14 protein-coding genes are annotated in these 12378 nt (G+C 56.6%); 10 read left to right on the top strand and 4 right to left on the bottom strand.

Annotated features, from left to right (window positions below; all coding sequences use genetic code 11):
* Positions 1–62 precede the first annotated feature (62 nt).
* The 6 genes from ACFX4U_RS01775 to ACFX4U_RS01750 all read left to right on the top strand — a co-directional run bounded on the left by ACFX4U_RS01775 (position 63) and on the right by ACFX4U_RS01750 (position 5921).
* Positions 63–1199: an iron-containing alcohol dehydrogenase gene (locus tag ACFX4U_RS01775; RefSeq protein ID WP_305736165.1), complete on the top strand. Its 1137-nt coding sequence runs from the start codon at positions 63–65 to the stop codon at positions 1197–1199.
* A 22-nt stretch (positions 1200–1221) separates the two neighbouring features.
* Positions 1222–2106, top strand: a complete 885-nt coding sequence (locus ACFX4U_RS01770) for a dihydrodipicolinate synthase family protein (RefSeq protein ID WP_313507030.1) — start codon at positions 1222–1224, stop codon at positions 2104–2106.
* 75 nt (positions 2107–2181) lie between these two features.
* Complete coding sequence (locus ACFX4U_RS01765; RefSeq protein WP_065368574.1) at positions 2182–3606, top strand: sodium:solute symporter family protein; 1425 nt, start codon at positions 2182–2184, stop codon at positions 3604–3606.
* 1 nt (position 3607) lies between these two features.
* Positions 3608–4768, top strand: a complete 1161-nt coding sequence (locus ACFX4U_RS01760) for an exo-alpha-sialidase (RefSeq protein ID WP_313507036.1) — start codon at positions 3608–3610, stop codon at positions 4766–4768.
* Between the two features lie 3 nt (positions 4769–4771).
* Complete coding sequence (locus ACFX4U_RS01755; protein ID WP_305736168.1) at positions 4772–5242, top strand: YhcH/YjgK/YiaL family protein; 471 nt, start codon at positions 4772–4774, stop codon at positions 5240–5242.
* Between the two features lies 1 nt (position 5243).
* Entirely contained in the window at positions 5244–5921 is a 678-nt protein-coding gene (locus ACFX4U_RS01750) for an SDR family oxidoreductase (RefSeq protein WP_313507038.1), read from the top strand.
* A gap of 51 nt (positions 5922–5972) precedes the next feature.
* Here ACFX4U_RS01750 and ACFX4U_RS01745 read toward each other — a convergent pair whose 3' ends face one another.
* Positions 5973–6764 carry a PhzF family phenazine biosynthesis protein gene (locus ACFX4U_RS01745; protein WP_305736170.1) on the bottom strand — a complete coding sequence of 264 codons (792 nt, stop codon included), beginning with the start codon at positions 6762–6764 and terminating at the stop codon, positions 5973–5975.
* A 172-nt stretch (positions 6765–6936) separates the two neighbouring features.
* Between ACFX4U_RS01745 and ACFX4U_RS01740 the strand changes: the two genes are divergently transcribed.
* The gene (locus ACFX4U_RS01740; protein ID WP_305736171.1) at positions 6937–8139 is read left to right on the top strand and encodes a sugar transporter; all 1203 of its coding nucleotides are present in this window, start codon (positions 6937–6939) and stop codon (positions 8137–8139) included.
* 10 nt (positions 8140–8149) lie between these two features.
* Here ACFX4U_RS01740 and ACFX4U_RS01735 read toward each other — a convergent pair whose 3' ends face one another.
* On the bottom strand, positions 8150–9304 hold the full coding sequence (locus tag ACFX4U_RS01735; protein ID WP_380217617.1) for an alpha/beta fold hydrolase: 1155 nt from the start codon (positions 9302–9304) through the stop codon (positions 8150–8152).
* Positions 9304–9978 (bottom strand): MarC family NAAT transporter, encoded by a 675-nt coding sequence (locus tag ACFX4U_RS01730; protein ID WP_313507044.1) that lies wholly within the window; start codon positions 9976–9978, stop codon positions 9304–9306. The genes ACFX4U_RS01735 and ACFX4U_RS01730 overlap by 1 nt, the downstream gene beginning before the upstream one ends.
* A gap of 241 nt (positions 9979–10219) precedes the next feature.
* On the opposite strand from ACFX4U_RS01730, the gene marR reads away from it, so the two are divergent.
* From marR to marB, 3 genes are read left to right on the top strand one after another with little or no spacing between them, the layout of a single operon-like run.
* The gene (gene marR / locus ACFX4U_RS01725; protein ID WP_017456698.1) at positions 10220–10654 is read left to right on the top strand and encodes a multiple antibiotic resistance transcriptional regulator MarR; all 435 of its coding nucleotides are present in this window, start codon (positions 10220–10222) and stop codon (positions 10652–10654) included.
* A gap of 21 nt (positions 10655–10675) precedes the next feature.
* A complete protein-coding gene (marA, locus tag ACFX4U_RS01720; protein WP_016496173.1) occupies positions 10676–11056 on the top strand; it encodes an MDR efflux pump AcrAB transcriptional activator MarA in 381 nt (126 codons plus the stop codon).
* A gap of 38 nt (positions 11057–11094) precedes the next feature.
* Positions 11095–11310: a multiple antibiotic resistance protein MarB gene (marB, locus tag ACFX4U_RS01715; RefSeq protein WP_016496174.1), complete on the top strand. Its 216-nt coding sequence runs from the start codon at positions 11095–11097 to the stop codon at positions 11308–11310.
* Positions 11311–11345: 35 nt separating this feature from the next.
* Here marB and eamA read toward each other — a convergent pair whose 3' ends face one another.
* Positions 11346–12239, bottom strand: coding sequence for an O-acetylserine/cysteine exporter (gene eamA / locus ACFX4U_RS01710; RefSeq protein WP_380217620.1), 894 nt, complete (start codon positions 12237–12239; stop codon positions 11346–11348).
* Positions 12240–12378 lie beyond the last annotated feature (139 nt).

Here is a 12378-nt window from a genome sequence, read left to right as displayed (position 1 = left end):
AGTGACGGTGATGAATAAAAGATGATTGAGTTCAATCACCATAACAGAGACAGGAGAAGGTTGTGGTAACGATTAACAGCACCCTGATAAGCGGCGCGGGGGCAATTCCGGCGATTGCCCCGCTGCTTGCGGGTAAAGAGAAAGTGTTACTGGTCAGCGACGGCAACATTATCAAACTGGCTGCCACCCAGCAGATCCGCGCATTGCTGGAGACGAATGGTCGCCGCGTGCAACTCATTGATAATGTTCCGCCCGAACCCAGCCAGCACGATGTGGCGAATATTCTGCAGAACCTGCACGACACCGCCGTAGATCTGGTCGTGGGTATTGGCGGCGGCAGCGTGCTGGATGTCGCCAAACTGCTGTCGGTGTTATGCCACCCGGCATCACCGGGGCTGGACGCGCTACTGGCGGGAGAAAAACCGACTGACCGCGTTGCTTCGCTGCTGATCCCCGCCACCGCCGGTACCGGCTCGGAAGCCACGCCCAACGCCATTCTCGCTATTCCAGAGCAGGACACCAAAATCGGCATTATTTCACCGGTGATGCTGCCCGATTACGTGGCGTTGCTGCCGGAGCTGACCACCAGCATGCCCGCGCACATCGCCTCTTCTACCGGCATTGATGCCCTGTGCCATTTGATTGAGTGCTTCACCGCCACCATCGCCAACCCGGTGAGTGACAACGTGGCGCTGATCGGTTTAGGCAAACTGCTGCGCAATATCGAAACGGCAGTCAATGAACCGCACAACCTGACCGCCAGGCTTGAGATGCTGTGGGCCTCTTATTACGGCGGCGCGGCGATCACTCATGCCGGAACCCATCTGGTGCATGCGCTTTCGTATCCGCTTGGTGGCAAATACCACCTGCCGCACGGTGTGGCGAACGCCATTCTGCTCGCGCCATGCATGAAAGTGGTACGCCCGCACGCGGTAGAGAAATTTGCCCAGGTGTGGGATCTGGTACCTGACGCCGACACCACCCTGAGTGCGGAAGCGAAATCGCACGCGCTGGTGGCGTGGTTTGCCGCGCTGGTCAAACGCCTGAATCTGCCCGACAACCTCGAGGCGCTCGGCGTGCCGCGCGAGGATGTCCCGGCGCTGAGCGACGCCGCGCTAAATGTGAAGCGCCTGATGAACAACGCCCCATGCACCGTCAGCCACCAGGACGTGCAGGCCATTTATCAGACGCTGTTTTAACCCCAATTCGAGGGAGTGAGTCATGAGTAAGCAGATTAATGGCGTGCTGACCGCCATCGTGACGCCTTTTGACGTTGACGGGGACGTTAACCCGCAGGCGCTCAAACAGCAGATCAACCGCCAGTTGGCAGCCGGAAACGGCATTTTTTGCGGTGGCACCAACGGCGAATTCTTCGTGCTGAATGAGCAGGAAAAAGTGGCCGTCACCGCGACCTGCGTCGATGAAGTTGCCGGGCGTATGCCCGTGGTGGCGCATATCGGCGAAATCTCCACGCGCGACACCATTCGTCTGGGTAAGCAGATTGAAAAACTGGGTGTTGATGCGGTATCGGTTATCACGCCCTATTTTGTGCCGCTGAAACAAGATGAATTGATTGCCCACTACACCGCCGTGGCGGATGCGTTAAGCGTTCCGGTCTTTCTCTACAACATCCCGGCGCGCACCGGTAACACCATTGAACCGCAAACCGCCCGCACGCTGGCGGCACACCCGAATATCATCGGCATCAAAGACAGCGCAGGCAGCTATGAAAGCCTGAGCGGTTTTTTGCAGGCGGTGAAGGATTGCGAAAATTTTGACGTACTGAACGGCCCGGATTCGCTAATTCATCAGGGATTTGTCGACGGCTGCTCGGCCTGTATTTCCGGTCTGGCGAACGTCGCGCCGCAGGCGATCAACGCTATCTGGTCGCGCTTTAACGCCGGAAATATCGACGGTTCCCGTGCGGCACAGGAGAACGTTACGGGGCTACGCACCGATCTCTACCGCGTCGCGTTCTCTCCGGCTGCGGTGAAAAAAGCATTACATATCATGGGATACGACGTTGGCGACAGCCGTTACGCTGTCACGTTTAGCGAACAGCAACATCAACAGATCCGCCAGATAGTGACCCAGTACCTTCACTGATAGCGGGATTATTCGTCATAAGAAAACCGGGCGCCTGCGGCGCTCAGGATTCACTCGCCCTGAAGAGAGGCAAAGATGAACACCTTTACTGCTCAAGATACCCTGATAATCGTTGGCATTGTGGTGGCGTATATTCTGTTCACCACCTGGCTGACGTTTCGCTTACGAAGCAAGAACACCGGCGATTTTATGGAAGGCTCGCGCGCGATGCCTGCCTTTATCGTCGGGATTTTGTTGATGTCCGAATACATTGGCGCGAAATCCACGGTAGGCACCGCCCAGGCCGCTTTCGAAGACGGTTTTGCCGCGTCGTGGTCGGTTATCGGCGCGGCGATTGGTTTCCCGCTGTTTGGCCTGCTGCTGGTCAAACGCATCTATAACACCGGGAAAATCACTATCTCTGGCGCGATCGCCGAAAAATATGGCAACAGCACCAAAAATATTATCTCGATTATCATGATTTACGCCCTGCTGCTGGTTAACGTTGGCAACTACGTGAGCGGCGCGGCGGCCATCTCGACGGTGCTGAAAGTGAACCTGCCGGTGGCGGCGTTTATCACCGCGGTTGTCAGTACCTTCTATTTCGCCTTTGGCGGTATGAAAGGCGTGGCATGGGTGACGCTGCTGCACAGCGCGCTTAAATATTTCGGCATTCTGGCGATCATGGGTTTTGCCCTGTCGAAAACCGGCGGTTTCACACCGATGATCGAAAACATGCCGAAATACTACTGGACCTGGGACGGTAACTTCGGCGCGAGCACCATTTTTGCCTGGCTGATTGGCACTATCGGTTCCATCTTCTGTACCCAGTTTGTGATTCAGGCGATTTGTTCGACCAAAGATGTGAAATCGGCGAAGCGTTCCACCTGGGTCGCCTTCTTCTTCTGTTTGCCGATTGCGCTGGCCATTGCGGTGATTGGCGTGGCGGCGAAATACCTGCACCCGGAGATCAACAGCCTGTATGCGATGCCGATTTTTTTACAGGACATGAACCCATGGGTTGCCGGACTAGTGACAACGTCACTCGTTGCGTCGATCTTTGTCAGCGTCAGTACCGTTGCGCTGGCCATCGCCTCGCTGGTGGTGAAAGATTTCTACGTGCCGTACCGTAAACCCACGCCGGAACAAGAGTTTAAAGCCACTCGCTGGTTGTCGCTGCTGATTGGTTTCCTGCCGCTGATTTTCGTGCTGCTGGTGCCGGAAGTGCTGAAACTCTCCTTCTTTACCCGTGCCATCCGCCTCTCTATCTCTGTAGTCGCGGTGATCGCCTTCTATGCCCCGTTCTTCAAAAGCGCGCGCGGTGCTAACGCCGGTTTGATCGCCGCCTGTGTGGTGACCTCGGTGTGGTATCTGCTCGGCGACCCGTTTGGTATTAACAATATGTATATCGCGCTGGTGACCCCGGCCGTGGTGATGGTGCTGGACCGCTTAATCCCGAATAAAGCGGTACAAAAAGCGGTAAATAACGCGCCCACCCCTGTTCGCAACAATGGAGTTTGATATGTCCGTAACGGTAAATCGCGATGGTGTTTTACGCCCGCAAGCACAAGACGCTCAGGTTGTGACGGCAATGCTGCCATCCCCCTGCCCGCAAAACCACGCGGCCAATATTCTGCCACTGCCGGATGGCACGCTGATGTGCGTCTGGTTTGGCGGTTCACAGGAAGGCGTGGCGGATATTTCGGTATGGAGTTCGCGGCTGGCACCCGGTGCCTGCGCCTGGAGCGAGGCGGTAAAACTCTCGGACGATCCGACCCGTTCAGAGCAAAACCCGGTGCTGTTCCTCGCCCAGGACAACGTGCTGTGGCTGCTGTGGACCGCGCAGATCTCCGGCAATCAGGACACGGCGATTGTGCGCTATCGCCAGTCGCATGATTTTGGTGCCAGCTGGGGTGACATTAAAACCTTGCTCGACAAACCTGGCACCTTTATCCGCCAGCCAATCACCGTGCTGGAAAACGGCAACTGGCTGTTACCGGTGTTTTATTGCCGCACCCAGCCGGGGGAAAAATGGGTCGGCAATGACGACATCAGCGCGGTGAAAATCTCATCCGATCAGGGCAATAGCTGGCGCGATGTTGAAGTACCGCAGAGCCTCGGCTGTGTGCATATGAACATCACCGCGCTGCCAGGCGGGCAACTGGTGGCGCTGTTTCGCAGCCGCTGGGCGGACAACATTTACTACAGCCAGTCGACCGACGGCGGCGAAAGCTGGTCGGTACCGGAACCGACGACATTGCCAAACAACAACTCGTCGATTCAGGTGACAACGCTTGCCGACGGCGCGCTGGCGCTGGTGTTTAATCACATGAACGCCGCCGGAGCCAGCGAACGCCGTGCTTCGCTGTACGATGAAATTGACGACGGTGACGGGCGTAAAGAGCCGACGGTGACCAGCGGGCGCAGCGCGTTCTGGGGCGCACCGCGCGCGCCGATGACGGTGGCGATCTCGCCGGATGGCGGTAAAAGCTGGCCGTGGCAGCGCCATCTGGATGAGGGCGACGGCTACTGCATGACCAATAACTCGCAGGAAAAACTCAACCGCGAGTTCTCCTATCCGAGCATCAAACAAGGCGCGGACGGCAAGCTGCATATCGCCTACACCTATTTTCGCCAGGCGATTAAATATGTGCGCATCTCACCGGACTGGGTAAAGGAGTAACCGATGATTGTGGGCAACCTTAACGCCCTGCCGCTGGCAGGGTTACCCTTCCCGCTTCGCGCGATCCTTGCCTTACCGCAATGTTCGCTGGCGGCGTTACAGGCACGGGACGACGGGCGCTGGCAGCCGGAAAACGCCGACTGGTTTTGCACCATCGGCCCGGCGAACACACAACCGCAGGCGCAGCGTCATACGGAATATCACACCCTGTGGGCCGATATTCAGGTGGTACTGGCCGGTGAGGAAATGATCAACGCCGGAACGCACTACGCCGCGCGGGAAGAGGATGAGCAGCGCAAACCGGATCTCTACATCACCACACACGCGCTCTTACCGGTTAGCGTGACGTTACGCGCCGGGGATTTCGCCGTCTTTTTGCCCGGCGAACCGCACCAGGCGCTGTGCGCTGTCGATGCGCCCATGACGGTGCGCAAAGCGGTGTTCAAAGTGCCGCGCGCACGGCTGGAGGCCTGAGATGTCGCATGCCGTAGTAACCGGTGCCAGTTCCGGTATTGGCGAAGCCATTGTCGATAAGCTGCTGGCGCAAGGCTGGCAGGTTACCGGTTTATCCCGCTCGCCGGTAACGCGGGCGGATCAGGCGTTTCGCTGTGTACAGGTTGATCTCAGCAACAGCGAGGCGTTGCGCCAGGTAATAGCCACTCTGCCGACGCCGCAGGCGCTGGTTCATGCAGCAGGCATGATGGCCGCCGCACCGCTTGGTGAACTCGATCCCATGGCCAGCGAGCGTCTGTGGCGGTTGCATGTGCAGGCGGCAGAAACGCTGGTCAACCATTTTGCGCCCCAGATGTCGCAAGGTGGCCGAATTGTGGTGATTGGCAGCCGCACCTCGCGTGGCGCGGCGGGCCGCTCGCAGTATGTCGCCACCAAAGCGGCGCTGGTAGGGATGGTCAGAAGCTGGGCGGCGGAACTGGCACCGCGCGGCATCACCGCCAATGTTGTGGCACCGGGAGCAACACAGACGCCGATGCTCAGCGCGCCGGGGCGGGAAAGCTCGCCGCCGAATGTGCCGCCGATTGGCCGCTTAATTACGCCGCAGGAAGTGGCAGCGCTGGTGAGTTTTGTCTTATCACCAGATGCGGCCGCCATCACCGGGCAGGAGCTGGTGATATGCGGCGGTGCGTCGCTGAAGTGATTTCTGCGCAGTGCAGGAAGAGATTCGCCCGGCGTGACTGCCGGGCGGCTTTTAGCGTAGGAACACTTTGCCCAACAGATAGAGCGTTGCCTGACCGCCAATCAGCACGCGATCGCCGCGCCATTCACAGCGTAAATCGCCGCCGCGCGCGGAAACCTGCCGCGCCTGCAGGCTGTTTTTACCCAGTTTTTCGCCCCAGTATGGAATCAGCATGCTGTGCGCCGAACCGGTCACCGGATCTTCCGCCACCGACTCACCCGGGCAGAAGAAGCGGCTGACAAAATCAACGTTCTCACCGGGCGCGGTCACGCAGACCATTTTGCCAAGCGGTTTCATTGCCGCGATATCCGGCGTTAGGGCTTCTACCTGCGCCTGGCTTTCCAGCACCACCAGGTAATCCCGCGCCACACGCACTTCTTTTGCGCGTTCAATGCCCAGTGTTTTCAGCAGCAGCGCCGGAACCTCGCTTACCGTTTCCGTCGACCAGGCCGGGAAATCCAGCGTCAGCCAGTCGCCATTGCGGCTCACTTTCAGTTCACCGACAAAGCGGGTGGTGAACAGAATTTCGGTATCCGGGTAATCGAGATATTCAAAGATCACGTGCGCAGCGGCGAGAGTCGCATGGCCGCAGAGATTGATCTCATCCTGGGTGGTGAACCAGCGCAGCTCAAAACCGCTGTCGTTACGCACGAAGAAGGCGGTTTCGGACTGGTTATGCTGCTGCGCCATGCGCAGCAGCACATCATCGGCTAACCATTCGGTCAGGGGGCAGACGGCGGCGGCATTACCGCCAAAAGTGCGGTCGCTGAAGGCGTCGACCATATAAAAATCGATGGTTTGCATAGCATTTCCTCTTTTTCGTCTTCTGTTTTTGAGCGCTATTCGGAAACGTTGCAACAGGTATTTTCCACACGAATAAAAAGTGAGATCTACATCACAAAATGTTTGTATTTTCGCCAGCAAAGGCAGTAAGATCGTGGCCTCTTCTTTTCGCCAACCAACCCCAAATACCCTTATGACTACCAATACCGTTTCACGAAAAGTCGCGTGGCTGCGGGTAGTGACGCTTGCTGTCGCCGCATTTATTTTTAACACCACCGAATTCGTGCCTGTGGGTTTGCTGTCGGATATCGCGCAGAGCTTCGACATGGAAACCGCCCAGGTGGGGATCATGTTGACCATCTATGCCTGGGTTGTGGCGTTAATGTCGCTGCCCTTTATGCTGCTGACCAGCCAGATTGAGCGCCGCAAATTGTTGATTGCGCTCTTTGTGCTGTTTATCGCCAGCCATGTGTTGTCGTTCCTCGCCTGGAGTTTTGAGGTGCTGGTCATCAGCCGCATTGGCATTGCTTTCGCCCATGCGATTTTCTGGTCGATTACCGCCTCGCTGGCCATTCGCCTCGCGCCTGCCGGGAAAGGTGCGCAGGCATTGAGCCTGCTCGCCACTGGTACAGCGCTGGCGATGGTGCTCGGGCTGCCGATTGGCCGTATCGTCGGGCAATATTTCGGCTGGCGTACCACCTTTTTCGCCATCGGTATGGGCGCGCTGGTGACGCTGGTGTGCCTGGTGAAACTGCTGCCCGCGCTGCCGAGCGAACATTCGGGTTCGCTGAAAAGCCTGCCGGTGCTGTTCCGTCGCCCGGCGCTGATGTGCATTTATTTGCTCACCGTGGTGGTGGTTACCGCGCATTACACGGCTTACAGCTACATTGAGCCGTTCGTGCAAAATGTTGCGGGCTTTAGCGCCAATTTCGCCACCCTGCTGCTGTTAGTGCTTGGCGGTGCCGGGATTATTGGTAGCGTGCTGTTCGGCAAGCTGGGGAACCAGCACGCCTCTGGCCTGGTGTGCAGCGCGATTGGTCTGCTGGTGATTTCACTGGTGATGATGCTGCCCGCATCCGGTAGCGAAATGCATCTGGCGGTGCTGAGCGTGGTATGGGGCATCGCGATTATGATTATCGGCCTGGGTATGCAGGTAAAAGTGCTGGCGCTGGCACCGGATGCTACCGATGTGGCGATGTCGCTGTTTTCTGGCATTTTTAATATTGGTATCGGCGCGGGTGCGCTGGTTGGCAACCAGATAAGCCTGCACTGGTCGATGAACGTCATCGGTTACGCCGGGGCGATCCCGGCGATTGCTGCGCTGGTATGGGCGGTGGTGATTTTCCGCCGCTGGCCGGTGAAACTGGAAGAGCAAACCCACGCCAGCCACGTGTAAACCGCGCCGGTTACTGCGCGGCCGCGACAACCTCATCCATCACCGTGGTTTGCCAGTCAAACCACGGATTCCAGGTCAGGCGGGCATGAATTTTGTTTGCCTCGACCAGCCCCCAGTCTGAATACCACACCTCTTCCCCCGCCAGACAGCGCTTTGCCGCCTCTTCTGACTGACCATTCGCACAGAGCAGCACGCTGCCTTTGCGTCCGTACAGCGGATTACGAGGCGAAAAGAGCACCGACATATGGGAAAACTGGCTGATGCGATCCTGCGGCAGATAATCCGTTTTTACCCGTAAGCGGGACATTTTTGCGGCTTCTGGTGGCGGTGTGCCGTACCAAATCAGGCGGCTGGCCGGGTTGGTGAAACTGCGATCGAATTGATCGAGGATCCAGCGCGTATTGAGCACCGAATCATGTTCGGTTAACACCAGCAGCGCCGGTTTTGTCCACGGCTTACGCGCAAGCAGCCGCTGCGCGCTGGCGCTGGTGCGCCAGAACTGGGCGAAACCGTTGGTCGGCACACGCAAGTAGCGGGTGGCGATTTGCTGCGGGAACACAGCGCTCGGCGGGCGCAACCAGTCGCGAAACAGCGCCACTGTCGGCGCGAGAAAATCGTAACCGGTGCTGGATTTTAACGCCGGGGAAAACAGCAGCAGCCCCTGCACGTTGTCATGCGCCATCGCATATTCCAGCGCCAGATTTCCACCAGTGGAAAAACCGCCGAGCCAAAGGGCATCGACCTCTTTGCCCAGAATATCGGCCTGCTCGCTCACCACTTGCCGCCACTGAGAAACATCGACATCCAGCAGATCCGCAGGTCGCGTACCGTGGCCTGGTAACAGCACGGTGCGCACCAGAAAGCCCTGTTTTGCCAGTTCGGGGGCAATATCCACAAACGATCCTGGCCCGTCGCCCAGGCCGTGGATCAGCAAAATGCCTTTGTGCGCGGGCAGCGCCGGACGCCACTCCTGTGGTGTGTTGAGCCGCAGTTCGCTCGCTTTATCCAGCGTCTGAAACGCCCGGTGCGCGGCGACAAAATCACGCGTTTGCTGTTGATATGCCGTAAAGCTTTTTTGCGCCAGCGGCGGTTGAGCGCCGGGGCGCTGCTGACAGCCGGTTAGCGCAACCAGCGCCACGACCAGGCAGGAGAGAAATGTACGCATCAGGCTCCGGCATGAAAAGTGGTGATGATTTCCAGCACGCCATTAATGATAAATTGTACGCCCATACAGACCAGCAGAAAGCCCATCAGCCGCGAGATGGCTTCTATACCGCCCTTGCCCACCAGCCGCATGATCGCCCCGGAACTGCGCAGGCTTACCCATAATATCAGCGCCACAATGGCAAAAATTAGCGTTGGCGCAACGGTGATGACCCACTCAGGAAACTCAGCGCCGTGGCGAATGGTTGAGGCAGAACTGATGATCATGGCGATGGTACCAGGCCCGGCGGTGCTCGGCATGGCCAGCGGCACAAAGGCGATATTGGCACCGGGCTCCTCTTCCAGCTCTTCTGACTTGCTTTTCACTTCTGGTGCCTGATGCGGTTTTTGCGCCGGAAACAGCATGCGAAAACCGATAAAGGCCACGATTAATCCACCGGCAATACGCAACCCCGGAATGGAGATACCGAAGGTGTTCATCACCACCTGACCAGCGTAGTACGCCACCATCATAATAATGAAGACGTAGATCGAGGCCATCCGCGCCTGCAGGTTACGTTGGGCGCTATTCATATTGCCCGCCAGCCCTAAAAACAGCGCTACGGTAGTTAACGGGTTTGCAAGCGGTAGCAATACCACCAGCCCAAGCCCAATGGCTTTAAATAGTTCCAGCATCTGACGGTCACTCCTTGCAAGGTCAAAACCCCGCCAGTATAGCCATAACGCGGCGGCAATGGCATGCCCGGACTCAGGACACGTCCTGATTAGATGATTACTTTCAGTACGTTACGATTGTATTTTTTTGCTGACGTGAAACGTTTTAGCAAATAGTGGCATCGTGGATTCATTCGGTTGACTTATATTTGCCTGAGCAATAATATCTGCCGTGACTAATCTACTTGCCGGGGCAACCATTGTGAAAAGCACGAATGATCTATTTAACGACATCATTCCTCTTGGCCGCTTGATCCACATGGTTAACCAGAAAAAAGATCGTTTACTTAACGACTACCTGTCGCCGCTGGATATCACCGCCACCCAGTTTAAGGTGCTCTGCTCCATCCGCTGCGAAGTGTGTATCACCCCGGTGGAACTGAAAAAGGTGCTTTCTGTCGATCTCGGCGCCCTGACCCGCATGCTGGACAGACTGGTATGCAAAGGCTGGATCGAACGTAACCCGAATCCGAATGACAAGCGCGGCGTGCTGGTGCGGTTAACCGACGAAGGCGCGGCGCTGTGTGAGCAATGTCATCAATTAGTAGGGCATAACCTGCACCAGGAATTAACAAAAAACTTAACGACAGAAGAAGTGGCAACCCTTGAGTATTTGCTCAAGAAAATTTTGCCGTAAAAAAAACAAAGAGGTATGACGATGTCCAGACGCAATACTGACGCTATCACTATTCATAGCATTTTGGACTGGATCGAGGACAACCTGGAATCGCCGCTGTCGCTGGAAAAAGTGTCAGAGCGTTCTGGTTACTCCAAGTGGCACCTGCAACGGATGTTTAAAAAAGAGACTGGTCATTCGCTGGGCCAGTACATTCGCAGCCGCAAGCTGACGGAAATTGCGCAAAAGCTCAAGGGAAGTAATGAGCCGATCCTGTATCTGGCAGAGCGTTACGGGTTTGAATCGCAACAAACCTTAACGCGCACGTTTAAGAACTATTTCGACGTGCCGCCGCATAAATTCCGCGTGACGGATATCCCGGCAGAGTCCCGGTATCTGTTCCCGCTGAATCACGCTTGTTAATTTAATCGCCTGCAGTAAAAAGACGTATCGAGGAAAGTATGAAACGTATCGCCTGTGCCGCTGTCACCCTGATGGTGCTGTTATCCGGCCAGAGTTATGCGGAGCAAGTTAATCATCCCGCACAGCAGAACAACCGTGACGCGATGATTTTACCCACCGCCCAGCAAACATCGCCTTTTGATTTTAACCATATGGGCGTGGGTAGCGACAAATCCGACGCATTAGGTGTGCCGTATTACCATCAGCGCAGCTAAACGTCTCGCCCCGCATAATGCGGGGCTTTTTTTACTTATGCCTGCACCGCCCGGCGCAGACGAAAACCAAACACATTGATATACAGCCCCGCCATCACCAGTACGGCACCCACGAGTTGTAGCGCCGATAGCGTCTCACCCAGCAGTAACGCAGCACTCGCCATGCCGACCACCGGCACCAGCAGCGACAGCGGCGCAACATGCCAGGTTTCGTAGCGACCCAGCAGCGTTCCCCAGATGCCATATCCCAGAATGGTGGCGACAAACGCCAGATAGACCAGCGACAACAGCGTGGTGAAATCAATACTGACCACGCTTTGCAGCATCAGCGCCGGGCCGTCGAAAATCAGCGAGGCGACCATAAACGGCACAATCGGAATCAGCGCGCTCCATACCACCAGCGACATCACCGCCGGACGCGAGCTATGCTGCATGATTTTTTTGTTGAAGATATTGCCGCAGGCCCAGCTAAACGCGCCCGCCAGCGTCAACAGGAACCCCAACAGCGGAACATGCTGACCGTTCAGGCTGGACTCGATCAGCACCAGCACGCCCAGCACCGCAAGTGTGATGCCAACCAGTTGTTTTATCTGTAAACGTTCACCAAACACGCCTGCGCCAAGAATAATGGTGAAAAACGCCTGCGCCTGTAACACCAGCGACGCCAGCCCTGCGGGCATGCCAAACTTGATGGCGCAAAACAGAAAAGCAAACTGCCCGAAGCTGATCGTCAGGCCGTAACCGAGCAACAAACGCAGCGGCACCCTGGGGCGAGCAACAAACAGAATGGCCGGAAAGGCCACCAGCACAAAGCGTAACCCGGCCAGCATTAACGGCGGCATGTTGTGCAGGCCCACTTTGATCACCACAAAATTCAGCCCCCACGCTACAACTACCAGCATCGCCAGCAGGACATCTTTACGCGTCATTCTTCGACCTTTTGTTTTTTAAACTTTTGTAAAAAATTTACGTTAACGCAAAAAATTGTACAGCGACAGATCATTAATTCAGGTAGGTCAGTTTGGGCATTTCCCGACAAAACTGCGGTTGTGCATCACACTTTATGCA

It is taken from the genome of Kosakonia sp. YIM B13588, from assembly GCF_042788165.1.
Taxonomy (GTDB): domain Bacteria; phylum Pseudomonadota; class Gammaproteobacteria; order Enterobacterales; family Enterobacteriaceae; genus Kosakonia; species Kosakonia sacchari.
Note: the sequence above shows the minus strand (reverse complement) of the source record. Positions and strands in the feature narration are given on the sequence as shown.